At 58.4% G+C, this 23129-nt stretch carries 31 protein-coding genes and 1 tRNA gene; 15 read left to right on the top strand and 17 right to left on the bottom strand.

Annotated elements, in window-relative coordinates; translation table 11 throughout:
• The first annotated feature begins 81 nt into the window (after positions 1 to 81).
• A complete protein-coding gene (locus tag ACR0MP_RS01430) occupies positions 82 to 528 on the top strand; it encodes a DUF4177 domain-containing protein (RefSeq protein WP_480885601.1) in 447 nt (148 codons plus the stop codon).
• A 272-nt stretch (positions 529 to 800) separates the two neighbouring features.
• Here the strand turns inward: ACR0MP_RS01430 and ACR0MP_RS01425 are convergent, their stop codons facing one another.
• Together ACR0MP_RS01425 and ACR0MP_RS01420 are read right to left on the bottom strand one after the other, a co-directional pair.
• The gene (locus ACR0MP_RS01425; RefSeq protein ID WP_170397150.1) at positions 801 to 1043 is read right to left on the bottom strand and encodes a glycine zipper 2TM domain-containing protein; all 243 of its coding nucleotides are present in this window, start codon (positions 1041 to 1043) and stop codon (positions 801 to 803) included.
• 364 nt (positions 1044 to 1407) lie between these two features.
• Positions 1408 to 1483 (bottom strand) — tRNA-Thr (locus tag ACR0MP_RS01420).
• A gap of 179 nt (positions 1484 to 1662) precedes the next feature.
• Here ACR0MP_RS01420 and ACR0MP_RS01415 point away from each other — a divergent pair.
• Positions 1663 to 2538, top strand: a complete 876-nt coding sequence (locus tag ACR0MP_RS01415; protein WP_480758594.1) for a hypothetical protein — start codon at positions 1663 to 1665, stop codon at positions 2536 to 2538.
• Positions 2539 to 2548: 10 nt separating this feature from the next.
• Here ACR0MP_RS01415 and ACR0MP_RS01410 read toward each other — a convergent pair whose 3' ends face one another.
• Positions 2549 to 2815, bottom strand: a complete 267-nt coding sequence (locus ACR0MP_RS01410; protein ID WP_170397751.1) for a DUF2312 domain-containing protein — start codon at positions 2813 to 2815, stop codon at positions 2549 to 2551.
• Positions 2816 to 2962: 147 nt separating this feature from the next.
• Between ACR0MP_RS01410 and ACR0MP_RS01405 the strand changes: the two genes are divergently transcribed.
• A complete protein-coding gene (locus tag ACR0MP_RS01405; protein ID WP_480885599.1) occupies positions 2963 to 3181 on the top strand; it encodes a hypothetical protein in 219 nt (72 codons plus the stop codon).
• 9 nt (positions 3182 to 3190) lie between these two features.
• On the opposite strand, the gene ACR0MP_RS01400 is transcribed toward ACR0MP_RS01405, so the two are convergent.
• Positions 3191 to 3406: a hypothetical protein gene (locus ACR0MP_RS01400; RefSeq protein ID WP_170397156.1), complete on the bottom strand. Its 216-nt coding sequence runs from the start codon at positions 3404 to 3406 to the stop codon at positions 3191 to 3193.
• Positions 3407 to 3648: 242 nt separating this feature from the next.
• On the opposite strand from ACR0MP_RS01400, the gene ACR0MP_RS01395 reads away from it, so the two are divergent.
• From ACR0MP_RS01395 to ACR0MP_RS01380, 4 genes are read left to right on the top strand one after another with little or no spacing between them, the layout of a single operon-like run.
• The gene (locus ACR0MP_RS01395) at positions 3649 to 4512 is read left to right on the top strand and encodes an MBL fold metallo-hydrolase (RefSeq protein ID WP_170397158.1); all 864 of its coding nucleotides are present in this window, start codon (positions 3649 to 3651) and stop codon (positions 4510 to 4512) included.
• 19 nt (positions 4513 to 4531) lie between these two features.
• Positions 4532 to 4960 (top strand): YeeE/YedE family protein, encoded by a 429-nt coding sequence (locus ACR0MP_RS01390; protein ID WP_170404150.1) that lies wholly within the window; start codon positions 4532 to 4534, stop codon positions 4958 to 4960.
• Positions 4960 to 5391, top strand: coding sequence for a DUF6691 family protein (locus ACR0MP_RS01385; protein WP_170404153.1), 432 nt, complete (start codon positions 4960 to 4962; stop codon positions 5389 to 5391). The genes ACR0MP_RS01390 and ACR0MP_RS01385 overlap by 1 nt, the downstream gene beginning before the upstream one ends.
• A gap of 9 nt (positions 5392 to 5400) precedes the next feature.
• Positions 5401 to 5829, top strand: a complete 429-nt coding sequence (locus ACR0MP_RS01380) for a protein tyrosine phosphatase family protein (RefSeq protein ID WP_170397163.1) — start codon at positions 5401 to 5403, stop codon at positions 5827 to 5829.
• A 5-nt stretch (positions 5830 to 5834) separates the two neighbouring features.
• Here ACR0MP_RS01380 and ACR0MP_RS01375 read toward each other — a convergent pair whose 3' ends face one another.
• The 5 genes from ACR0MP_RS01375 to ACR0MP_RS01355 form a co-directional block, all read right to left on the bottom strand.
• Complete coding sequence (locus tag ACR0MP_RS01375) at positions 5835 to 6929, bottom strand: FliM/FliN family flagellar motor C-terminal domain-containing protein (RefSeq protein WP_480885596.1); 1095 nt, start codon at positions 6927 to 6929, stop codon at positions 5835 to 5837.
• A gap of 77 nt (positions 6930 to 7006) precedes the next feature.
• A complete protein-coding gene (locus ACR0MP_RS01370; RefSeq protein ID WP_170397168.1) occupies positions 7007 to 9688 on the bottom strand; it encodes an ATP-binding protein in 2682 nt (893 codons plus the stop codon).
• Positions 9676 to 9996 (bottom strand): hypothetical protein, encoded by a 321-nt coding sequence (locus ACR0MP_RS01365; RefSeq protein WP_170397170.1) that lies wholly within the window; start codon positions 9994 to 9996, stop codon positions 9676 to 9678. Before ACR0MP_RS01365 ends, ACR0MP_RS01370 begins: the two co-directional genes overlap by 13 nt.
• Positions 9993 to 10373 (bottom strand): response regulator transcription factor, encoded by a 381-nt coding sequence (locus ACR0MP_RS01360; protein ID WP_170397172.1) that lies wholly within the window; start codon positions 10371 to 10373, stop codon positions 9993 to 9995. Before ACR0MP_RS01360 ends, ACR0MP_RS01365 begins: the two co-directional genes overlap by 4 nt.
• A 78-nt stretch (positions 10374 to 10451) precedes the next feature.
• Positions 10452 to 11747 carry a helix-turn-helix transcriptional regulator gene (locus ACR0MP_RS01355; protein ID WP_170397174.1) on the bottom strand — a complete coding sequence of 432 codons (1296 nt, stop codon included), beginning with the start codon at positions 11745 to 11747 and terminating at the stop codon, positions 10452 to 10454.
• A 176-nt stretch (positions 11748 to 11923) separates the two neighbouring features.
• Between ACR0MP_RS01355 and ACR0MP_RS01350 the strand changes: the two genes are divergently transcribed.
• The 4 genes from ACR0MP_RS01350 (at position 11924) to aat (ending at position 15144) form a co-directional block, all read left to right on the top strand.
• On the top strand, positions 11924 to 12460 hold the full coding sequence (locus tag ACR0MP_RS01350; RefSeq protein WP_480705498.1) for a helix-turn-helix transcriptional regulator: 537 nt from the start codon (positions 11924 to 11926) through the stop codon (positions 12458 to 12460).
• Positions 12461 to 12609: 149 nt separating this feature from the next.
• Entirely contained in the window at positions 12610 to 13104 is a 495-nt protein-coding gene (gene accB, locus ACR0MP_RS01345) for an acetyl-CoA carboxylase biotin carboxyl carrier protein (RefSeq protein WP_170397178.1), read from the top strand.
• 9 nt (positions 13105 to 13113) lie between these two features.
• Complete coding sequence (accC, locus tag ACR0MP_RS01340; protein WP_170397180.1) at positions 13114 to 14460, top strand: acetyl-CoA carboxylase biotin carboxylase subunit; 1347 nt, start codon at positions 13114 to 13116, stop codon at positions 14458 to 14460.
• A 51-nt stretch (positions 14461 to 14511) separates the two neighbouring features.
• Positions 14512 to 15144, top strand: coding sequence for a leucyl/phenylalanyl-tRNA--protein transferase (aat, locus tag ACR0MP_RS01335; RefSeq protein WP_170404159.1), 633 nt, complete (start codon positions 14512 to 14514; stop codon positions 15142 to 15144).
• On the opposite strand, the gene ACR0MP_RS01330 is transcribed toward aat, so the two are convergent.
• The 6 genes from ACR0MP_RS01330 to ACR0MP_RS01305 form a co-directional block, all read right to left on the bottom strand.
• The gene (locus tag ACR0MP_RS01330) at positions 15108 to 15467 is read right to left on the bottom strand and encodes a DUF2155 domain-containing protein (protein ID WP_170404162.1); all 360 of its coding nucleotides are present in this window, start codon (positions 15465 to 15467) and stop codon (positions 15108 to 15110) included. The genes aat and ACR0MP_RS01330 overlap by 37 nt on opposite strands.
• Positions 15464 to 15916 (bottom strand): outer membrane lipid asymmetry maintenance protein MlaD, encoded by a 453-nt coding sequence (gene mlaD, locus ACR0MP_RS01325; RefSeq protein WP_170397186.1) that lies wholly within the window; start codon positions 15914 to 15916, stop codon positions 15464 to 15466. Before mlaD ends, ACR0MP_RS01330 begins: the two co-directional genes overlap by 4 nt.
• A gap of 10 nt (positions 15917 to 15926) precedes the next feature.
• Positions 15927 to 16310 carry an NADH:ubiquinone oxidoreductase subunit NDUFA12 gene (locus ACR0MP_RS01320; protein ID WP_010443266.1) on the bottom strand — a complete coding sequence of 128 codons (384 nt, stop codon included), beginning with the start codon at positions 16308 to 16310 and terminating at the stop codon, positions 15927 to 15929.
• Between the two features lie 79 nt (positions 16311 to 16389).
• Positions 16390 to 16752 (bottom strand): RidA family protein, encoded by a 363-nt coding sequence (locus ACR0MP_RS01315; protein ID WP_170397754.1) that lies wholly within the window; start codon positions 16750 to 16752, stop codon positions 16390 to 16392.
• A 62-nt stretch (positions 16753 to 16814) separates the two neighbouring features.
• Entirely contained in the window at positions 16815 to 18080 is a 1266-nt protein-coding gene (gene clpX / locus ACR0MP_RS01310; RefSeq protein WP_170397188.1) for an ATP-dependent Clp protease ATP-binding subunit ClpX, read from the bottom strand.
• A gap of 136 nt (positions 18081 to 18216) precedes the next feature.
• A complete protein-coding gene (locus ACR0MP_RS01305; RefSeq protein ID WP_039970058.1) occupies positions 18217 to 18849 on the bottom strand; it encodes an ATP-dependent Clp protease proteolytic subunit in 633 nt (210 codons plus the stop codon).
• A gap of 309 nt (positions 18850 to 19158) precedes the next feature.
• On the opposite strand from ACR0MP_RS01305, the gene ACR0MP_RS01300 reads away from it, so the two are divergent.
• From ACR0MP_RS01300 to ACR0MP_RS01290, 3 genes are all read left to right on the top strand, one after another.
• Positions 19159 to 19500, top strand: a complete 342-nt coding sequence (locus ACR0MP_RS01300) for an ArsR/SmtB family transcription factor (protein ID WP_170397190.1) — start codon at positions 19159 to 19161, stop codon at positions 19498 to 19500.
• 99 nt (positions 19501 to 19599) lie between these two features.
• On the top strand, positions 19600 to 19737 hold the full coding sequence (locus ACR0MP_RS01295) for an entericidin A/B family lipoprotein (RefSeq protein ID WP_010443271.1): 138 nt from the start codon (positions 19600 to 19602) through the stop codon (positions 19735 to 19737).
• Between the two features lie 829 nt (positions 19738 to 20566).
• A complete protein-coding gene (locus ACR0MP_RS01290) occupies positions 20567 to 20995 on the top strand; it encodes a type II toxin-antitoxin system Phd/YefM family antitoxin (protein WP_170511299.1) in 429 nt (142 codons plus the stop codon).
• Between the two features lie 82 nt (positions 20996 to 21077).
• On the opposite strand, the gene ACR0MP_RS01285 is transcribed toward ACR0MP_RS01290, so the two are convergent.
• Complete coding sequence (locus ACR0MP_RS01285) at positions 21078 to 21527, bottom strand: hypothetical protein (protein WP_170404170.1); 450 nt, start codon at positions 21525 to 21527, stop codon at positions 21078 to 21080.
• Between the two features lie 130 nt (positions 21528 to 21657).
• Positions 21658 to 21978, bottom strand: coding sequence for a hypothetical protein (locus ACR0MP_RS01280; protein WP_170397195.1), 321 nt, complete (start codon positions 21976 to 21978; stop codon positions 21658 to 21660).
• 187 nt (positions 21979 to 22165) lie between these two features.
• Here ACR0MP_RS01280 and ACR0MP_RS01275 point away from each other — a divergent pair, with 187 nt between their 5' ends.
• Complete coding sequence (locus ACR0MP_RS01275; RefSeq protein ID WP_170397197.1) at positions 22166 to 23113, top strand: aldo/keto reductase; 948 nt, start codon at positions 22166 to 22168, stop codon at positions 23111 to 23113.
• The last annotated feature ends 16 nt before the right edge of the window (positions 23114 to 23129 follow it).

Below are 23129 nucleotides of genomic sequence, written 5' to 3'. Positions count from 1 at the left end.
AATTTCGCCAATGCGTGATCTTGGCTTTCGCCCGCCTGTCAAAATGTTAATTTGCCCCGACACGGCAATCAGGACCAGTTGATGCAGCGCTACGAATACAAAGTTGTCCCCGCTCCGCAAAAGGGCACCAAGGCGAAGGGCGTGAAAACGCCCGAGGGCCGGTTTGCCACCTCGATCGAGCAACTGCTGAACCAGATGGGACAGGATGGCTGGGAGTATCAGCGCGCCGAATTGCTGCCCAGCGAAGAACGTTCGGGGCTGACCGGGTCAACCACCAACTGGCGCAACGTGTTGGTTTTCCGCCGGGCTCTGGCGTTGGAAAAACCTGAACAGCCCGAACTCGTCGAAGAGGACACCGCCCCAACCGCGCGCGAAGTCCCGGGACCCGAAGAGGTTCTGGCCAAAACTCCTGCCGCCCCTGCCCCAATCTCGGAAGAGCCCGAAGACCCGCCCTTGTCTTTGAAACCTTCGGACGAAGTGGCGGATGACGAAGTGCGCCCCGAGCAAGCACGCCCAGCCGAGCCGTGATTGGATAACAATCAATCGAAGGATACCGCGTGAAGGGGCAAGGCCCTTATACCCTGCCCCATAACGGTTATGCTTTCTCTGTTCCGACCCGCGAACCCCATCGGCGAGAAACGACGCAGTAATGGGATTGCTGCTGAGCCAGTTGACCTTGAATTTGGCACATCCAGGAAGCTAGGCGCGCAACCGCCAGACAGGGCAACTAAATGACCTGCGAAACCAATATTTGCGGAGCCAAAAACGAGCTTGGGGTAAGAGGGTTTATTGCAAGGTTGTCAATTGCAAGCTGATTGCCCTGCATACATCCCAGCGCCTGCACCTGCTGCAGTCGCGAGTGTCTTGCCTGTACCGCCACCGAACCGATTTCCAACCACTCCCCCAAGGGCAGCGCCACCAAGGATTCCCGCAGCGCAGCGGGCGTCTTGCTGTACCTGCGCCTGAGTTGGCGTCGTCGGAGCCCCGCAAGCAGCCAAGAGCAGTGAGGTCGCAAGCGCACAGGTTGTCAGTGCTTTGTTCATCTCGATTGCCTCTCAAATACCAAATAGTTATCTGAGTAAGTGGCTCTGGCGCGTCTAGCGTACAAGAGATCAGCGTCTGTTTGATTCGAGATTAATCAAAACTTAATAAAGAAGACTAAGGGTCGAGCGCTTAATACGATATTTGCTGGTTTCCGATGGTTGCGGGTGCCGGGTTCCTGGTAAACCCCGACATTGGACGGCCGCGTTTTTATTGTAGAAAACGGGCGATGAGCGCGGAGCATCACAGTAAGATTTGACGCACAATAAAGCGCGACTACTGAATCTTCTGTTCCCCTATATTTGCCCCCAAGACCACATAGGTCGCGAGCCAGATCGAGCAAATATACATAGATATCTGAAGAGATGGTGCCCCCACACGGACTCGAACCGCGGACCTACTGATTACAAATCAGTTGCTCTACCAGCTGAGCTATAGGGGCACTGGGTGTCGATTAATATCTCGGAACAGGGACTGCAAGCCCGAAATTTCGGGTCATCTTAACTTTGTGCTGGTTTGCCTTAGGATAACAGTAATATCAGGCCTCATCCGAATTTGACTGCACCGGGGACAGGTTGTAACCCAGGCGTCGATCCCGACCGAGGTAAGGACAATTCCGATATGCAGATGGTCATCCAAGCCGGAGCGCACTTTACCGACCATGATCACTTGCTCAATCTACTGCAGGCGAATGCGGATCTGGTTGCGGGAAATCATACCGCCTTCTGGGGGCTTCGTCCGTTCAGAAAGATCTTTCGACCTGCGCTGAAACCCTCTGCCGACCGGCCATCACATCAGGATACACTGGCGCGATTTCATAAACTGTTCCCCAACGGGCAACAGGTGGATCGGGCGATCCTGTCGAGCGCGCTGTATCTGGGAGAGCGGGCTTCGATCATCATGGACGGGCAGTTCTACGCCAATGCCGGGCAGCGGATGGCTTATCTGGAACAACTGTTCAGCGACTCGACGGTGGAACTGCTCGTAGGTCTGCGCAACCCCGGCAGCTTTATTCCAAAGGTGCTGATGTTGCTATCGGCACCGGAACGCGCGCATATTCTGTCGACCACCGACCTGAGCTGCCTGAGTTGGCTTGCGATGATCGAAGACATTCGCGATCTAGCACCAGATGTCAAAATCACCTTGTGGAGCAATGAGGATTCGCCGCTGATCTGCGGCGACATCGCGCGCGCGCTAGTGGGGCTACCCGAGGACACGCCGCTGGAACAGGAATACGCGCTGCTGTCCTCACTTGTCTCAGACATGGGCAAACAGGAGATTCAGAGCTTGTTAGAGCATCAAGCGGCCCCCAATGATCCCGTGCTCAGGGGCAGGCTGGCGCAGGTGTTTCAGCAGCATGCGCTGACGGATGAAATCGAAGAAGAGGTGGAGCTGCCTGGCTGGAACGAAGATATCGTTACCGCCTTTACCGAGCTTTATGAGCAGGATCTGGCACGGCTGCAGACCATGCCAGATATACGTTTTCTGAACCCGTAAGCGGCTGGCGCTACATGCCCAGCGCTTCCTTGTACATTTCCAGTACCGCCTCTTCCTCGGCGATGTCGTCCTTGTCGCGCTTGCGAAGAGCGACGACCTTGCGCATGACCTTGGTGTCGTAGCCGCGGGCCTTGGCCTCGGCCATGACCTCTTTCTGCTGGTCAGCGATATCTTTCTTTTCGGCCTCAAGACGCTCGAACCGTTCGACGAACTGGCGCAGCTCGCCTGCGGTCACTCGGTAGTTGGCTGCGGCCTGATCTTCGGTGATGTCTTCCATCTGCGTCTCTCCCAAGGGCTGAAAATAAGGTGCCGGATACATCGGCACTGACCCGACCGCAAGCGTGCATTCTGCACGGCGGGCTTGTCTGACCTGCGCCGATCCGATAAGCGCGGTCACGGATTCAAAGGGTGAGCGTAAACAACCATGTTCGACATTATCGTCTGGGGCGGGGCCGCCCTGTCTGTGGCCGGGCTGGTCGGTCTGGTCTGGTGCATCCTGCAAGTGATGAAAGCGCGCAAAGCCAACCTGACGGATGACGAGTTGCGCGCTGCAGTTCAGGGTGTTCTGCCTTGGAATCTGGCGTCGCTTTTCCTGTCGGTACTTGGGCTGATGATGGTTATCCTGGGCATTTCGCTGAGATAACCAGATCGATCAGATCGGCATATTGTCGAACCGCGCCTCAAGCACGTCTTCGCATAGCGCAGCATCCAGCCGACGCAAGCGCGATGGGATATGAACCCCCTGCGCGCGCATTTTATCCAGAACCATGCTGACATGTGGCTGAAGCTCTAGCCGGGTCTCAAGACACGCACCATTCAGCTTTTGTTCAAGCCGTTCCGCTTCGGTAAAAAGATCCTGAGCAGTCATTTCCTTCCTCCCATATGGTGCCAATGTGCCTGATATAGGTAACGAGTTTAAGACGAGCACGAGACCGGAACAAAACATCGCGAATTCTTGCCTATTCAGGCAAAAAACCGTCAATATGTCCGTGGTCGCCTAAAGCATACGCTCAAATTGCGGAGATTGCTTTGACAGACATCAACTCGTGATTAGGGGCTTTAAACATATTCCACTATTGTTATATGTATGCAAGCTGAACGGAGGAACCCATGACGCCCAGTGTGAAAGCTTTTTTCGACCCGCAGACCTTCACCGTCTCATACGTTGTGCAGGAACCTCAGGGGCAGGCCTGCGCCATCATCGACAGTGTACTGGATTTCGATCACGCCTCGGGGCGGACCGACACCAGCTCGGCCGACCAGATTGTCGACTATGTGACGGCACAGGGACTGAAGGTGGAATGGATTCTGGAAAGCCATGTCCATGCCGACCACCTGTCAGCAGCCCCTTACCTACAGGAAAAGCTGGGTGGTCAGATCGGGATTGGCGAGAATATCGTGGTCGTTCAGGACACGTTCGGCAAGGTCTTCAACGAAGGCACCGAGTTTCAGCGTGATGGCAGCCAGTTCGATGCACTGTTTGCCGAAGGGTCCAGCTTTCACATCGGCCAGATGCGCGGGGACGTTTTGCACACGCCAGGCCATACGCCAGCCTGCATGACCTACGTGATCGGCGATGCGGCGTTTGTGGGCGATACGCTGTTCATGCCGGATTTCGGAACTGCCCGATGCGATTTTCCCGGCGGGTCATCGGCGGACCTGTATGCCTCGATCCAGAAAATCCTGTCTCTGCCTGACGAGACGCGGATTTTTGTAGGCCATGATTACAAAGCGCCTGGTCGCGATGAATACGCCTGGGAGACCACGGTTGGCGAACAGAAGGCGCTGAACGTTCATATCGGTCAGGGCCGCAGCGTCGAAGAATTTGTCGAGATGCGCGATGCGCGGGATGCAACCCTTGCGATGCCGCGCCTGATTTTGCCCTCGCTGCAGGTCAATATGCGGGCCGGTCAGATGCCACCAGCGGATGAGCAGGGCGACGTTTTCATGAAAATCCCAGTCAATAAGCTTTGATACGAGGGCAGATGAGACAATGAATATCGAATGGATTTCGGGTCTGGCTGGTGGTCTGCTGATCGGGCTAGGTGCCAGCGTTTATCTGCTGTGTAATGGGCGGATCATGGGGGCGAGCGGCATATTGGGCGGGCTGCTGGAACGCAGCGACCGGAGCGTAATGACTGAACGCCTGGCTTTCGTCGCGGGCTTGATCGTGATGCCCTTATTGCTGCGCCCATTGATTGCGCCGCAGGCCGAGACCCATTTGACCCCGGATCTGGCGATCGTGATCCTTGCTGGGCTGCTGGTGGGGGCTGGAACACGGATCGCCAATGGCTGCACGTCGGGTCACGGCGTTTGTGGGATTTCTCGCTTCTCGTTGCGCGGGATCGTCGCAACGGTGTTCTACATCCTTGCAGGTGGCCTGACGGTTGCGCTGTTTCGCCATGCTTTGGGGGTGATCTAATGCGCGCAGTGTTTGCTTTTCTCGCCGGATCGCTGTTCGGCATCGGGCTTTTGATCTCAGGCATGACCGACACCACCAAGGTGCAGGGGTGGCTGGATGTGTTCGGCAATTGGGACCCGACGCTCGCCTTTGTCATGGGCGGGGCGATCCTGCCGATGCTGGTGGCGTGGCGATTGACACGGAACAGGGTCCCTGTTGTGGGCGGACAATTCCCCACCCCGCCCCGTGTTGAACTGGATCGCCGTCTGATCGTCGGGTCGGTCCTGTTCGGCGTCGGTTGGGGATTGGCGGGTTTGTGCCCGGGCCCGGCGATGGCCTCGCTTGGATATGGGGGCGTTGGCGGGATTGTGTTCCTGATTGCGATGATCGCAGGCATGTTTGCGGCACCAAAGCTGGGTGCGCAACTGGACAGGATCGCCGACGCAGCCTAAGCAATTGCCATGGAGATTCGACCGATAACCCCCCGCTACGCCGTCTCACCTCAGATCTCGGTGGAGGACGTGCCAGCCATTGCCGAGGCCGGTTTCGTCAAGGTGATCTGCAACCGTCCCAATACCGAAGTTCCGCCGGATCAGCAGTCAGACGCCATCGGTCAAGCCGTTCGCGAGGCCGGGATGGAATATGAGGTTCTGGAGTTGACACACCAGACGATGACACCGGAAAACGTGGCGCTGCAACGCGATCTGGCCGAAAGCTGCAGCGGGCCGGTTCTGGCCTATTGCGCCTCTGGCACACGATGTTCGGTGGTCTGGGCGCTGGGACAGTGCGATCGGCTAAGCACGGATGAAATCCTCGATGCGACCGGAAAAGCGGGCTATGCGCTCGACGGGTTACGCCCGGCATTGGAACAGCTGCGAGGGCGCGGATAAGCCTCTTAGTCGCGGCCATTGCCTTCGGGCGCTGGTAGACCGGCGAGGTGCGAGATTTCCGTGACACGCTGTTCGGAACTGGCAGGCAACAAGTCGTCGGGTTCCAGGAGGGAATCCTCGGTCGTCAGATCATGCGCTACAATATCGTCATCAAGCGGGGACGACATCTCGTCATCCGGGGCCGAGGGCGTCAAGCTTGATTTGCTGGCCAGAAATCCGGCGCAGTCCTTGGCGGGCAACGCAGTAGGAGGGCCTTGTTCGTTGATCCGTACCGCACGCATTCCGCCGCACTGACCCAGACGTCCGATGGCGGTTCGGGCACGATCGATTGACAGAACTTCAACCCGATCCACCCGCGCGCCTTGCAGCGACAGGACATCCCCGACGGACAATTCCGAAAGCGCTGTCAACGGCAAAGACAGGCGGCAGATCACGGTGTTCAGCTCAGCCCGAATTACCCCGGATGCCTGATCCAGATTCACCCCCGATTGGGTGATATCCGCAACCTGTTCCTGATCCGAGAGCGGGCGCTCGGGCAGCAGGATACAGACCTCGCCCTGACGCGGACCACCGGCAAGTTCGACCGTCAGATCAAACATGCGATAGACCTCATCCACCAGCGCCAGGTTCAGTGCGCGCCGACCCTCGGCGCGTGAGGTGAACTCATACCCGGACAGGCTGGCCATGTCTGCCGGGGACTCAACCAGTTTCAGCGCCCGGCTCAGCATATCCTCGATCAGAGGGGCGACCATGGCAGCGTCGGTGTCGGTAAACGCACGCTCGGGTGGTGGGTCAGAGGTGACCATGGCAATCGTTTGCTGCTGGACGATGGCAGAGACGCAACCCGGGTCCAGACAGGCCGCGGCCAGGCCGCCCTGATCCGAGGTAAACAGCAGCATCAACCACCCCTCATTCAGCCGGTCGGCTATATCTTCCTGCGCACGTACGGCCTGCTTTGCCCCGATGACCGACAGCGCCAGCCCCATGCTTTCGCCGGAGGCGCGTGCCAACCCCAGCCGCAAGGCGCGCAGGACCGAGCGGGGCGTGTCGGCACCGCATTGCCCCGCTGAAAGCTTTCGTGCCAGTGCTGATGTGGTCATGGCCCCGTTCCGCCGTTTGTCGATGCGATGACAATTTGTCTAACCCGGCGGAGGTTACGAATGTCTTTATGACGCCCTCATTGCGCGGCCTGACGAAAAGCCAGCGGAAGGCTGACGCGGAAGGCCGCCCCTCCCTGCCCCGGCAGATAGGCAACTTCGCCGCCCAGGCGCTGCATAATCTCTCGGCAGATCGCCAGCCCCAACCCTGCCCCGCCTGCCTTGTCCGAGCCGACGCGGGCAAATTTCTCGAATACCATCGATTGCGCCTCGGCCGGGATACCACCGCCGTTGTCGATGAAATCGATTACCACCTGCCCGCCGACATCATGGGCCGAGATGGTCAGTACCGGTTCAATGGCGTCGCAATATTTCTGGGCGTTGGAAATCAGGTTGATGAACACCTGTCCCAGCCGGTCGAGATCCGTGTGCAGCGGGATACGTTCGCTTGCGCGCACCCGCCGCACGCCAATCTTACGATCACTGCCCGCCAGCGCGCTTGAAACGGCGCGGTCCAGAACTTCGCTTAGGGTGGCTTCGCCCATGTTCAGGCTAACCTGGCCGCTTTCCAGCACGCTAAGGTCGAGCAGATCATCTAGTAGCCGGGTCAGACGCAGCGATTCATCATGTATGATCGCAGCATAACGGATTTGTTCCTCGGCACTGAGGCCATCGGTGTCGCGCATAATTTCAGAAAACGCCCGAATCGAGGTCATGGGCGTGCGCAATTCGTGGCTGACCTGGCTAAGAAACGCGTCTTTCTGTTTCGAGACTTGCGTAAGCTTGGCATTCGCCTCGCGCAATTGCCGCGCTGTGCGGCTGAGCTCAGTCGATTTCGCCTCAAGCTGGCTGGAATATTCCAACATCTGCGCGGACTCGTCGGCAACGGCCAACAGGTCTTCGACAGACACAGACGCCCCGCCAACGATCTGACCGATCATCGCATGCGCGGTTGCGGCCCCGACCGAGCCGCTGAGTTCGCGTTCCAGCCGTTCCAGAAACTGCGGCGTGGGCTCGGGCAGTCGTCCGGGGCGACCATTCTGGCGCTCGGCTTCGGCTTGAAAGAACTCTTGCGCGGGAATAGTGCCCAGAATCCGCTGGGTCATGATCATCAGGTCTTCGCTTTGCGCAACCGAACCGGTCCAGCCACGGGCTGAAACCGAATGGTCAAATACATTTACGAATTGCGCACCCTGAAGGCGTTCCAGCGGGCTGGGGAAGCTGAGCATCGAGGCGACACAGAAGGCGATTGTATTCAGCGACAGCGACCACATGACCGTATGCACCATCGGGTCGATCCCTTCGATCCCGAACAACGCCTGCGGGCGCAGCCAGCCCCAGCCGAAGGGTCCGTTTTCAATCACTGATGCCGGGACAATGCCGCCACCCATGCCAGGCAGCAGCAGTGTGTAAATCCAGAGAAAGAACCCGACGCTGAGCCCGACCAACGCCCCAGTTCGGGTCGCGCCGCGCCAGAACAGGCCGCCCACCAGTGCGGGCAGAATCTGGGAAATCCCGGCAAAGGCCACCAGCCCGATCGAGGTCAGGGCAGCCCCGCCCCCCGAAAGCTGGAAGTAGAAATAGCCCAACGCCATGATCGCCGCGATCGAGACGCGCCGCGCCATCAGCACGACTGTTCGCACATCACCAGAGACCGACGCGGTGCCTTCCTGCGTATTCAGCCAGATCGGCATGACCACATGGTTCGAGACCATGGTTGACAGCGCCATCGCGGTAACGATCACCATTGATGTGGCCGAGGAAAACCCGCCGATGAACGACAGCATCGCCAACCAGTCATTACCCTGCGACAGCGGCACGGTCAGCACAAACAGGTCGGGGTTCGAGCCTTCGGGCATCAGGTCCAACCCAACGACGGCGATGGGCACGACAAACAAGCTCATCAGCAGCAGGTAGAGCGGAAAGGCCCAGGCGGCGGTGCGCAGGTGGCTCTCATCGTCGTTCTCGACCACCATGACCTGAAACATCCGTGGCAGGCAGACAAAGGCCGCTGCCGAAAGGAAAATGAAAGTGGTCCAGCGCCCAGCATCCACATGCCATTGGCCAATTTCCGAGGCATCGATCTGATCCATCATCGGCCCCAAGCCGCCAGCGACGCCCCAGACAACAAAGATGCCAACGGCCAGAAGGGCGAAGAGTTTCACCACAGATTCCAACGCAATAGCGGTAACAACGCCGTGGTGGCGCTCATTGGCATCCAGATTGCGCGTCCCGAAGAGGATCGCAAAGACGGCCAAGCCCGCCGCGACCCAGAACACACTGGAGCCTTCGCGATAGAGACCTGAGGGATCGGCCTCGGCAAAGATCGAAAAGGACAGTGTGATCGACTGCAATTGCAGCGCGATATAAGGCGTGCCGCCCAACACCGCCAGAATGGTCACGCAGACCGCCAGTGTGTTGGACTTGCCGTATCGTGACGAGATCAGGTCAGCGATCGACGTCACGCGCTGGCTGCGTCCGATGCGCACGAGTTTGCGCAGGCCCCACCACCAGCTGATCATCACCAGTGTAGGACCCAGATAGATGGTTACGAATTCAAGCCCAGAACGCGCGGCGTTGCCAACCGCGCCATAAAACGTCCATGCAGTGCAATAGATCGACAGTGACAGGGTGTAGATCAGCGGGGAACGCAACCATTTCCCGCCGCCACGCGCAGCCAGCCGGTCCGCTGCGAAGGCGACGCCGAACAGAAGAACCACATAGCCCAGACAGACCAGAATCAGGACATTCAGGGTTGCCATGTCTCGGCCTCGGGCTCGGCAGTCTCGCGCGCGGTCATGCGTTTGGCGACGAAGCCGAAGATCACGCTGATCAGGATCAGAACACCCCAGCACGCAAAGATGTAGAACATGGCCGTCGACAGCGACAGAGCCTCGGCGCCTGCGCTATCATCCGGCCATAGAAGCGGCAGCGCGAGCATTGCGGCACCTAGAAACGGCAGCAGCCGCGCTGCATCCGCCAGCCTGCGCCGACGATAGCTTTGCCGTTCCAGAAACAGGGACGGACGAACTGGCGAGGGCCGATCTTTGCCGTCGCCCGCGGAGCTCATAACTGAGACGCCTGCGCATGCAGGTCGCGCACCGCTGTCAGGACTTCGGTGTTCGAAAACGGCTTGGTCATGAATCGGCTGACCCCTGCCTGCTCGGCCATTTCACGATCGCGGGATTGCCCGCGCGCGGTCAGCATCAAAACCGGCAACGCCTTCATATCATCATGTTCGCGCAGATCACGCAGCACATCCATCCCGCTTTTTCCCGGCAACATCACATCCAGAATCACCAGATTGGGCCGCGCGGACAGAATCACCTGCACCGCATCCGTTCCCTCGGCATGGGTTTCAACCTGCCACCCCTCGCGTGTCAGCAGAAACCGGATCGCCTCGGTGATGTTGGGCTCATCCTCGATCAACAGAACCTTGCGGCTCATATTTGCATATCCTCCCCATGACGGATTGCACGTCCGGCCACCCGTCCAGCCCAGATTAAGCGCTGTGTCACGAAACTGTCAAAACCCTTCGCTCAGGATCGATGGCTCGCGCCGCGCGCTGCATTCGCGTTTCGGGCATATCCGACAACTGGCTCCGGCTTGCGCCGCGTTTTCCGCAGGCTGCACCGTGTCTTCGACCGGCAGCACCAGCATGACCGAACGATAGACCGGCTCGGCCCCGAATTCCTTAGCTGGCTGAGGGGTTGCGATTGCAAAACACTCAAACTCAGCAGCGGTTCGACCAAGCTGAACGACCCGTTTCCGGATCGGGACCAAGGGCCGATTCAAGGCGGTGAACAAGGGCCAGAGCGGACAGGCCTCGCCATGGCGCGGCAGGGCAAACCCCGGCGCGGGTTTAAAAAACAGAACGCTGCCGGAGGCGTCGCAAATCACCAAGCCAGCCGGACGCGCCAGCGTGCCTTCAGGCAGAAAGGCCAACCGTCGCAGCACCGTAGCAAGGTCCACTGAAAACACCGTCGCCAACGCCAGAGGATCGGGGTTTGCTGCATCCAGCGCGGCACACACCTGATCCAGCGGCATAGCGCGCGCGTCGGCGGCATAAAGGTCCAGCAACCCCGAGGCCACAGTGTTGGCTGCAGCGGAATCGAGCCCATCCAGCGGCACTTCGGTCAATTGCCCGCCGGCTTCGAGTTCCGGGAAATGATATCCTTGCTCGGCAAAAAACGCCTCGACCGCGTCCAGTGGGATACCGCGCAGATCGCGCTGCCCGTCACTGTCATCCAGATAGGTCACCAGCGCTTTGGAGCTTTCGGCCAGTCGTTCGGCATCCTGATGCAAGTTGCGATGGAACCGGTCGCGCCATTCCGGTTCGATCTCTCCCGGTTCAGCCAAGATTGCAGCTGTTGAGCGGATGGCGGCGGCGGTCGACAGCACCTCGTGCATTGAGGCCGCCAGATGCGGGTCATGGGTCAGTCGGTCGGAAAGAACTTCGACAGTGCGCTCCAGCGACACTACGCGGCGATGCATCTGCGCCAGAACACCCGACCAACCGGGAAAGCGGCCGGCGAATTCTTCCAGCCCGTCCACCTCGGCCTTTTGGCCGACTGCATCCGCCGCGGCCTCGCGCAGAGCGGCGATGAGCGTCTCTTCGATCCCTTGAGTCAGCAGCGACGGCTCGACGGACAAAGCCGCCGCGATATCGACAAGCAGTTTGCCCCCAATGCGGCGGCGGTTGTGCTCGATCAGGTTCAGATACGATGCCGAAATCCCCACCTGCCGCGCCAGTTCCGCCTGTCGCAGCCCAGAGATTTGCCGTCTTTCGCGTATCCGGCTGCCGGTCAGCGTGTCGCGCATGGCGTTTATGTCCTTGGCTACTGCGGCTGCATTTTCAGATTAACTAAGTAATTATTATCTGTTGCCGACTAATTTTCAAAGAAGATTTACAACTTTGACAACGGCCAGAGAAAGAAACCCACCCTTTCCTGCCGCCCACCCTTCTCTTTCGACGCAATACCCGTCACCATAAGAACATGAGCGATCCCGCCTTTGAATACGCCCCCATCGGCCTTGTTGAGCTTGAGAACCGGATCATCCGACGGTGCAATCTGCAATTTGCGCGGACCTTTGGCGGGAATGAGGTTGACTATCGCAACATGCCCCTGCTGCATCTTTATCCTTCGGTCGCCGATTGGGAACGGATCGGCGCGCGTAGTCTGCAGGTGATGCGCGATACAGGCTATTACACAGACGAACGGGTGATGCGGCGACGCGACGGTGACCTGTTCTGGTGCCGCGCGCGGGGGCGTTCGCTGACGCCAGACGATCCGTTCCGGCACGGGATATGGAGCTTTTCGGACATCTCGGAAGAGCGCCCCTTGGTGCAATTGACAACCCGCGAACGCGAAGTGGCCATCCTGTCATGCCGGGGTTTATCCGCAAAGGAAATTGGCGTTGAACTTGGGCTAAGTTACCGCACGATCGAGGCCTATCGCGCCCGCCTTTTGGAAAAATACGGAGCCCGCAAGCTACCAGAACTGGTCGCAAAATTGTCAGGAACGCCGCTGTAATCGCGACAGCCCTCGTAATTCGCGCAAAAACCCCCATTTGGCAGGCTTAGACGGCGCTTTTCATGGCCGTCTGCATGGCTTATAACCCTGCGTAATCAAACCAAGCCCGCAGCAAACAGACGGGCATAGGGGAACCTTCGAGGACACTCATGACAGATACCAAACACGAAGCGGATGTCGCGTTTATCAAGGCACTGGCCGAACTGCTGCGCGAGAATGACCTGACCGAATTGCAGGTCAAGCGCGAATATGGCGAGGAAGACAGCCTGAATGTCCGTGTCAGCCGCATGTCGCAGACCGTGGCCGCTCCGGTTCAGGTTGCGGTTCCTGCGGCTGCACCGGTTGCCGCACCTGCTGCCGCGCCGGCCGCTGCCGAAGCGCCCGCTGCCGTGGATGATCCCGCCAGCCATCCAGGCGCTGTGACCTCGCCCATGGTAGGCACGGTTTACATGCAACCGGAACCGGGCGCGCCTGCGTTTATCTCGGTCGGTGCATCGGTCTCGGAAGGTGACACGCTATTGATTGTCGAAGCCATGAAGACAATGAACCACATCCACGCACCCAAGTCGGGCACCATCAAACGCATTCTAGTCGGCGATGGTGATGCTGTGGAATTCGGCACGCCTCTGGTCATCGTTGAGTAAGGCGGGCCCATGTTCGACAAAATCCTGATTGCCAACCGAGGCGAGATCGCCCTGCGTGTGATCCGTGCTGCGCGCGAGATGGGGATCAAGACGGTTGCCGTGCACTCCACCGCCGACAGCGATGCGATGCATGTGCGCATGGCGGACGAATCGGTCTGCATCGGCCCCCCGCCCAGCCCGCAAAGCTATCTGTCCGTGCCCGCGATCATCTCGGCCTGTGAAATCACCGGCGCGCAGGCGATCCATCCCGGCTATGGCTTCCTGTCCGAGAATGCCGAGTTCGTGCAGATCGTCGAAGATCACGGCATTACCTTCATCGGACCCACCGCCGAACATATTCGTGTCATGGGTGACAAGATCACCGCCAAGGACACGATGAAGGAACTGGGTGTACCTTGCGTTCCGGGTTCTGACGGCGGTGTGCCAACGCTGGCCGACGCCAAGCGCATTGGTGAAGAGTTCGGCTATCCCGTCATCATCAAGGCAACCGCCGGTGGCGGCGGTCGCGGCATGAAGGTGGCACAAAACGCCGATGAGATGGAAAGCGCCTTCATGACCGCACGCGCCGAGGGCAAGGCCGCCTTTGGCAATGACGAGGTCTATATCGAGAAATATCTGACAACCCCGCGCCATATCGAGATTCAGGTCTTCGGCGATGGCAAGGGAAAGGCAGTGCATTTGGGCGAACGCGACTGTTCGCTGCAGCGCCGCCACCAGAAGGTGTTCGAAGAAGCCCCCGGCCCCAGTATCACGCCGGAAGAACGCGCCAAGATCGGTAAGATCTGTGCCGATGCGGTCGCCAAGATCAACTATATCGGCGCAGGCACCATCGAGTTCCTCTATGAAAATGGCGAGTTCTACTTCATCGAGATGAACACGCGTCTACAGGTGGAACACCCCGTGACCGAAGGCATCTTCGGCGTCGATCTGGTGCGCGAACAAATCCGCGTCGCCGCTGGTGAGGACATGTCGTTCGGTCAGGACGATCTTGAGATCAATGGCCACGCCATCGAGGTTCGCATCAACGCGGAAAAACTGCCGAACTTCTCGCCCTGCCCGGGCAAGATTACGGCCTATCACGCGCCAGGTGGTCTGGGCGTGCGGATGGATTCCGCGCTCTATGACGGCTATTCGATCCCGCCATATTACGACTCGTTGATCGCCAAACTGATCGTTCAGGGCCGTGACCGGGCTGAAGCTTTGGCCCGTCTGGAACGTGCTTTGGGCGAGTTGATCGTCGACGGTATCGACACCACCGTGCCGCTGTTCCACGCGCTGCTGCAGGAACCTGACCTGCACAGCGGCGAGTACAACATCCACTGGCTGGAGCACTGGCTTGCGGAGAACATGGCCTAATCTGACCAAAGGGCCGAAGGACAACCCCCCTTCGGCCCCGAGGCACCCGGCATGAGCCTTTCCCCTGAACTTCTGCTCCATGGCTATTCCATCGGCATTTTTCCGATGGCTGAGCATCGCGACGACCCCGAGTTGTTCTGGGTCGACCCGAAGTTTCGCGGCGTGTTCCCTCTGGATGGGTTCCACATCTCCCGCAGCCTAGCGCGGCGTATCCGGACCTGTGGGTTTTCGGTAAGCATCAATCGCGATTTTGCGGGCGTCGTGGATGGCTGCGCCGACCGATCGGATACCTGGATCAATCCCGAACTGCGCCATCTGTATCAGGAACTACACCGGACCGGCCGCGCGCATTCCCTCGAAGTCTGGGACGGCGCTTCACTGATTGGCGGCGTTTACGGCGTAGTCCTCGGCGCGGCCTTTTTTGGCGAAAGCATGTTCTCGCGTCGCACGGACGCATCGAAGATTGCACTTGCCTATCTGGTGGATCGACTGCGCCAAACCGGGTTCACGCTGTTCGATACGCAGTTTCTGACGGCGCATCTGGCCTCGTTGGGCGCGATCGAGATCCCGCGTGCGGTTTATCATAGCGAATTGAAACAAGCGCTTGACCTGAAAGCAGATTTCACCGCTGATCTGCAGCAGACCCCTCAGGGTGTGATACAACGTATCACCCAGACATCGTAGCGGGCGTGATCCAACGCGTTCAGCGCGGGTGAGGTCGCAATCATCCAGCCATCAAACAGCTGCTGCGCCTTACCCTGTTCCCAGATGGTCAGATAGGCAAAGGCGTCACCTGTCGGGTTGTCGGCTGGATAGCGACAATCACCCAGCGCGACATCCAGACCAAAGACCGACGTGGTCTCGCCGTTCTGCATTTCGATGTCCACCGTCTGCCCGCTGACCTTGTCCAACCCGCGCAACATTGCGCCAGGGCCGGATTCGACCTTTTGCTGCGCAGCAGCTCCGGTTGCGGTGACTATCAGAGCCACCAGTGCAGGGCGGATCATTCGCTTCCGTCCCCGGCCACGAATTTGACCAGCAACGAGATCAGGCTGACCGCGCCTTGCGTATCGGTAATCTCATCACCCGCCTCAAAATAGAACGGGGAACCGCCCGGCATAACCTCAACAAAGTTGCCACCCAGCAAGCCTTCGGAAGAAATCACAGCGGCGCTATCGTCTGGAATAAGAATACCATCTGCCACGGAAAATCGGGTGTCCGCGCGGTACGTATCAGAGTTTAGCGTAACGCCGGTCACCGTCCCAATCTTGACCCCGGCAAGGCGTACATCCGTGCCAACGCCCACACCTTCGAGCGAGCGGAAAGACGCGCCCAGCTCGTATCCTGCGCCGGATTGAGACAGGCCTGTGGATTGGCTGGCGTAGACACCGAACGCAATGGCGCAGGCCAGCACGGCACCGCCGACGATAACTTCGGTCTTCGTATGAGTAGACATCAGGCCTCGCTTATTCCGGGCTCCACGCCTCGTAATCGCTACGTTCAACCGGATCGGCACGACGCAGAGAACCGGCAGGTGCATAGGCCAGCGCGGTGCCGGTCAGATTCTCCTGATGCGGTTTTTCCCAGGACTTGTGCGCCAGAGGTTTATCGGTAGGCGGTTCATCCCATGTGCGGTGCAGCCAGCCATGCCAATCGGGATCGATCCGGCTGGCCTCGGCTTCGCCATTGAAAATCACCCAGCGCTTGCTGTCGTCGGCATTGCGATAGAACACGTTGCCCTCGTCGTCCTCACCGACCTTGATCCCCTTGCGCGCAGTGTAGAACTGCGTGTTCAGGGTGGCCCCGTTCCACCAGGTCACGGCCCGCAAAAGACTGTTCAGGATTCCCATCGGCTGCCTCCGGCATTTCTGTCACCGAAGATATGGACCAAAGGCACGCTAAGGTCCAGTACTGCCAGCGCTACCTGCGTCATTCCGGCAGGATAGCGGTGACTTCAATTTCAATCCGGTATTTCGGATCGATCAATCCGCATTCGATCATCGTCGCTGCAGGAGGGTTCGCACCAAAGGTTTCGGCCAGAATGGGCCAGCAAGGTTCAAATTCGGTTCGATCCGGCAGCATATAAGTGATGCGCACGACATCAGAGAATGAAGCACCCGCCTCGGCCAGCGCGTTTTCGATGATAGACAGCGCCGAGCGGCATTGCTCCACGACCGTTTCACCTTGCCCAACGGTTCCCGCAACATGAACCCAACCACCCGCGACAACCGCGCGGCAATAGCCAACCTTGGCTTCAAACTCACCACCCGAAGAGATACGTCTTACTGTCATCGTGTCCTCAAACGAAAACGGCGCGGACATTGCCGCGCCGTGTGTGCATTAATCTATGCGGTTCAACCCGCCGAAGCCGATTCCGCCGCGTCTGCGTAGATGATCAAAGGCTGAGAGTCCGACGTCACAGCCTCTTCGTTGACCACAACTTCGGTCACGTTCTTCATGCCCGGCAGTTCGAACATTGTATCCAGCAGGATGTCTTCCAGGATAGAACGCAGACCACGTGCACCGGTTTTACGCTCGATCGCTTTCTTGGCGATCGCCTTCAGCGCATCATCGGTAAAGGCCAGTTCCGCATCTTCCAACTCAAACAACCGCTGGTATTGCTTGACCAGAGCGTTCTTCGGGCTGGTCAGGATGGTGACCAAAGCGTCTTCGTCCAGATCTTCCAGCGTCGCCAGAACCGGCAGTCGGCCGACGAATTCGGGGATCAGGCCAAATTTCAGCAGGTCTTCGGGTTCCAGATCCTTGAAGATCTCGCCCACGCCGCGCTCGTCATTGTCACGCACGTCGGCACCAAAGCCCATGGCCGAGCCTTTGCCACGCTGTGCAATGATCTTGTCTAGTCCGGCGAATGCACCGCCACAGATGAACAGGATGTTCGTGGTATCCACCTGCAGGAATTCCTGCTGCGGATGTTTGCGCCCACCCTGCGGCGGAACGCTGGCCACGGTGCCTTCCATCAGTTTCAGCAGGGCCTGCTGAACGCCCTCGCCCGATACATCGCGGGTGATCGAAGGGTTTTCAGACTTGCGGGTGATCTTATCGACCTCGTCAATATAGACGATGCCGCGCTGTGCGCGTTCGACATTGTATTCGCTGGCCTGCAGCAGTTTGAGGATGATGTTTTCAACATCTTCACCCACATAACCGGCTTCGGTAAGCGTGGTCGCGTCCGCCATCGTAAACGGCACGTCCAGAATCCGCGCCAGCGTTTGCGCCAGCAGGGTTTTGCCGCAGCCGGTGGGGCCAATCAGCAAGATGTTGGATTTTGCCAGTTCTATATCGCTGCCCGCTTTCTGGGCATGATTGAGACGCTTGTAGTGGTTATGTACCGCAACCGACAGCACCCGCTTGGCGGTGGCCTGACCGATCACATAATCATCCAGCACTTCGCAGATATCCTTGGGCGTTGGCACACCGTCCGAGGATTTCAGACCGCTGGCCTTGGTTTCCTCGCGAATGATATCCATGCACAGCTCGACACACTCATCGCAGATGAACACGGTCGGGCCTGCGATCAGCTTACGCACCTCATGCTGGCTTTTGCCGCAAAAGCTGCAATAGAGCGTGTTCTTGCCGTCACCGCCTGAATTCGTCGCCATGCTTTACCCCTCGGGCTCCGTCTCAGCGGCCCCTCTCAAGGGCCGCGCTTGCCGTATATGCCTGCAGCTTAGGCCAGCGTTCTGGCAGCTACAATCTCAAAATCATCCCTCACGCCGGACGCGCGCGGATTTGAACCTAGGCCTCGTCACCATCCATCTTGGCGCGGTTCTCGACGATCTCGTCGATATGGCCCCAATCCTTGGCCTCTTCCGGGCTCATGAAATTGTCACGATCCAGCGCCTTTTCAACCGCCTTTTTGGTCTGCCCGGTATGGCGCACATAGATGTCATACAGGCGATCTTTCAGCTTTTGCGTCTCGGCCGCGTGGATCATGATGTCGCTCGCCTGGCCCTGATAACCGCCGCTGGGCTGGTGCACCATGATCCGGCTGTTAGGCAGCGAAAAGCGCATTCCCTTCTCGCCCCCGGCCAGCAGAACCGAACCCATCGACGCCGCCTGACCGATCACCAATGTGGAACATTTCGGCTTGATATACTGCATTGTGTCGTAAATCGACAAACCACTGGTGACCACGCCACCGGGAGAGTTGATGTAGATCGAGATTTCCTTGTTCGGATTTTCCGCCTCAAGGTGCAGCAGCTGAGCGACCACCAAATGGCTCATACCGTCATGGATGGGGCCGTTGATGAAAATGATCCGCTCTTTCAGAAGGCGCGAGAAGATGTCGTATGCGCGCTCGCCCCGGCTGGTCTGCTCGACGACCATGGGGACGAGTGTGTTCATATATGTATCAACTGGATCGAACATTCGGAACCTGCCTGTTTTGCGATGGATCGGGACATTACCCGAAGAGTAGTTACCCGAGTCTTAGTGCCGCCACAGGGGGGCTGCAAGGGGGGCCGAACGTTCCCACGAATTCCGTCTACCTGCACAACCCGAATGCACACGCCGCTACAGGTCGGTTGACGGATTGCGCGGAAACGTGCTGGTTACATCACGCTATTTTGATCCATGCATATGGAAATACATGCCTGGAAATTGTACCAAGAGTTCTCGCTGCGGATGCGGCGCCGGTCAGGCGTCGGGATTCGGCGGCACTAACGAGGGAATACGATCATGGCTTTTCCGCAAATGACCGAGGATATGTCACCCGGCGACCTTGACCGGATGGTTGAAAACGCAACGCGCGCGTCGAACTTTCTGAAAGCCATAAGCCACGAAGGGCGTTTGATGATCCTGTGTCACCTCGTCTCGGGCGAGAAATCCGTTACTGAACTGGAACAATTGCTATCGGCCCGCCAAGCCGCCGTTTCTCAGCAACTGTCGCGGCTCAGACTTGAGGGGCTGGTTGTTCCTCGTCGCGAAGGCAAGGCGATATATTACCGGCTGGCAGATGATCGACCAGCCCGAATACTGGAAGTGGTGTACGAACTGTTTTGCGCTCAGGATGCGACCTGAGCCTAGTATTTAGCCCTTCGAAATCGGCCATGCAAAACCTGTAGCTATGGCCCGGGAAAGCTGCTAGTCAATTCGAAACAAGCACTTATGGAGCAACCGATGATCCGCGCAATTCTGATTGGCCTGGCCCTGTTCACCTTGACCGCATGCGAAACCGCAAAGGGCGCTGGCAAAGATATCGAAAACGCCGGAGATGCCATCCAGAACGCGGCCGAGGACGTTCAGGAAAACATCTGATCGTGACGGGATGTTGCGTTCAGGCAACGCTTACACGCAATATGTAGTTGCCACACCGACCCAACCCGAGTAGTGTGCCGGTACAGGTGCATAGACGCGGCATTGCATTTCTGACACTTTGACGGGGTTCTTTTGCGCAAGCGAAAGAACCCCGTTCTGGTCCGGAGGGTGGTGCGTGGTAGCCTGTATGAACCTTGGGTTCTCAAAAAGGAAAAGGCGTCAGGTGCTCAGACGCGGTCTTTGCATGCATCCTTGCGGACACTCCTGACGCCTTGCCGGTCCGTTCCGCCCGAGGGGCTTCCCGGTCCAGTTGCCTCGGCCCCCGAAGGGACTTTGGCCACTGCCACACGCGCTATGTCGCGTCGCAGTCCGCGCGGACCTTCTGAGAGGCTGAGCATTTAACCCGAACCGAAGCCCAGACCACCTGCTCCACCACCGGTAAGCCATTGCAACTACAAACAAATCCTAAAATCCGCCTTCGCTGCTGCGGCCCCCTTGGCCCTTGCGTCCCGCCCCTGTTCCGAAGATCAGAAGCAGTAACCAGACTGTTACATCAGCGTCATGATCCGGCAAGAAAATAGCACTGCAGCATAAAAATTAGACGGGGATAAGCTGTTGATATCCGCCGGGAGAGCCATGTGGATAACCCGAGAATTCGCGTCATCGCGCAGGCTTGGAGATGGAAAAAGTCAAATATGGATCTCGGGCCAGAATTCGCTTGGTTTCTGCACCTGCGAAGGTCCCGTGCGCTGAATTAGGGGGGGTATTGTCCGAGTTGTACAACACTCAAGCCCCCAATCTTTCGAATCGTACAACCGGAGATTCGCCTATGCGCCTGACCATTTCTCAAGCCCGCGCCCGTTTGGGCGAACTGGCCACCTTGTCGCAAGACCCCCGGCAAGTGATCGTGCTGACCCGTTATGGCAAACCGATCGCCGCACTGGTGTCGATGAACGAGGCGCAGCGGATTTGGGAGTTAATGGATGATGACACCATCGGACGCAAACACCCGCTCAGCGGGCTGCGCGGGTGGTGGTCGAAGGGGCGTGGTATTCCGGGGATGGAACCTGGGCCGGACGGTTCTTACCTCACCGCGCGCGACGCCGCGCTGAAGGTCCGCGAGATCCAGATGACCCGAGCCGAGGAACGCCGCATTCTCAAACGCGGGGGTCTGGACCCTGTCGCGGGCGGCGAGATCGCCGCCCGGCCCGTCGCCTCCCTGTGGAGACTGTTGTTTATGAGAAGCGCTCCGACCTGACCGGGGTACCTACTACTCCTGCCGCAGTCACAAATCTCAGCGGCATTAACCCCCTTTAACATCCGATCGGGCCGGAAACGCTTCAGTTCACCTGACGTTCCAGAACGGTGCTGTAGGTCGTTCCGTTCCGCAGGCTACGGAAATCGGCAAAGATCTTGCCATCCTCGTACCGCGCATCGATCAACGCATTGGCGCCAATCACCAGCGGGGAAGTTTCAACGATGCCGATCGAGCCAGACCCATCGAGGCTGATGGTTCCGGTGGCCTCGTATTCATTCCATTCAGTGTCGCCCTCACGGCGCCATTTGCTGGGGCCCCAGAAGACATTGTCTTCCTGCATCTGGACGTCGAGCATCCATTCGGCCTGATTAAAGCGGGGCTGATCCCCCTTGTAATAATGGCTGGGCTGCACGGTCGTATAACTTCCCAACCACGTGCCGCGCAGATCCGGTGTGGTATCGGCCAGTGCTGCGGTTCCGAGGGCGAGGGACGTGGCCAGAGCGGCGGCTCCGGCGGTCATATATCTGGTCATGGGGATCTCCTCCTGAAAGCGACCCTTTGGAGTTCAAAAGCGAACATCCTTGCTGTGGCATACAGATTGGGCGGAGGTGCGCCGGTTACAACTTACCTAAGGGAAACTTCATGAACCGGTAATGTTTGCGTCAGGCCCAGGCCAGCGCGGTGCCGAGGATGACCAGACCGATACCTGCCGCCTCGCGATACGAGAAGTTCTCGCCGAACAGAAAGAATGAGGCGATGGCGATCAGAACCACCTCGGCCCCCAGAATGCCGGTATAGATGATGCCCAGCCGTTCCTCGCGCAGCGCGGCGAGTTCCAGCGTGGCCCCGGCCAGCAGGGTCGCGACGATCAGTAGACCAAGACCCACGCCGGGGAGTTTCCACCAGAACTTCATCGCGATCATGGCAACGGAATAAAGGCCTGCTGATCCAAAAGCGATAAGGGGAACAAGCGATGTAGACACAAGGGCCTCCTGCAAAGGTTGCCGTTAGGTCAACTGTAGCAGATGGGCTGATTTAGGGCTGTGAGGTGGGTCACAGTTTCAGGTTCCATTCTCGCTTTTCTTCTTGTGTTTTTTTGCCCCCGAACTTGCAGTGATGGGTCGACCTGTTCAAAATTCAATTATTCATATGCGACTGGGGAGGGGTGCAATGACAACACTTTGCGAAATAGGTCAAACCGGAGTGCGAATCCCACGAATTGGCTTTGGATCAACCGGTATAGGCAACATTCCACAGATTTACGGTTACGAAGTTGATGAGAATAGGGCGCGCGAGACCATACGTGCCATACTTGCCCGGCCCGACGGTTTTATCGACACCGCCCGAGGCTATGCGTTGGGGCGTAGCGAGGAGCGCATCGGGAGTGTCATCCGTGAACTCGGTGGCTGGCCGAAAGGCCGCGTTCTGTCCACAAAAGTAGACCGTGACATGGAAACGAATGTTTTCGACGCCGCCCAAGCGCGGCGGTCCTTTGAACAAAGCCTCAAGGCTCTTGAGGTAGATCGCGTAGACATCCTTCATCTGCACGACCCGGAATACGCTGGTGACGTAACTGAGATTACCCGCAGCGGAGGTGCGCTGGACGAATTATTCAAAATTAAAGAGGAAGGATTGGCAACTGCAGTTGGTCTGGCGGGCGGGCAGTTGGATGTGTTGATGCCAATGCTGCGCGAACGGGATTTCGACGTGGTGATGACTCACAACCGGCACACGCTTGTAAACATGAATGCGGCGCCGCTGATCGAACTGGCCAACTCGAAGGACGTTACGGTGTTGAACGCAGCGCCTTACGCCGGCGGAATCTTGGCCAGAGGCAGCGCAATCCATCATTTCTACGTCTATCGGCCAGCAACAGAAGAAACGCTCGCACCTGTGCGCGCGGTTGAGGAAATCTGTGCCCGCTATGACGTGCCCTTAGGCGCCTTAGCGCTGCAATTCTCGATGCGGGACGCAAAAATTGCGTCAACGGTGTGTGGAGTGACTTGGCCACAGCATGTGAGACAAACACTCGAATGGGCGGATTGGGATATCCCAAGAGCGGTTTGGAGTGAACTCGCGGAACTTGGTCAGAGTGACGCTGATCCTGAGGCCGTATAGAACCGATCAACGGAGA

The organism is Ruegeria sp. K3 (genome assembly GCF_056531845.1).
The sequence above is the reverse complement of the archived record's forward strand: the minus strand, read 5'-3'. Positions and strand labels throughout refer to the sequence as shown.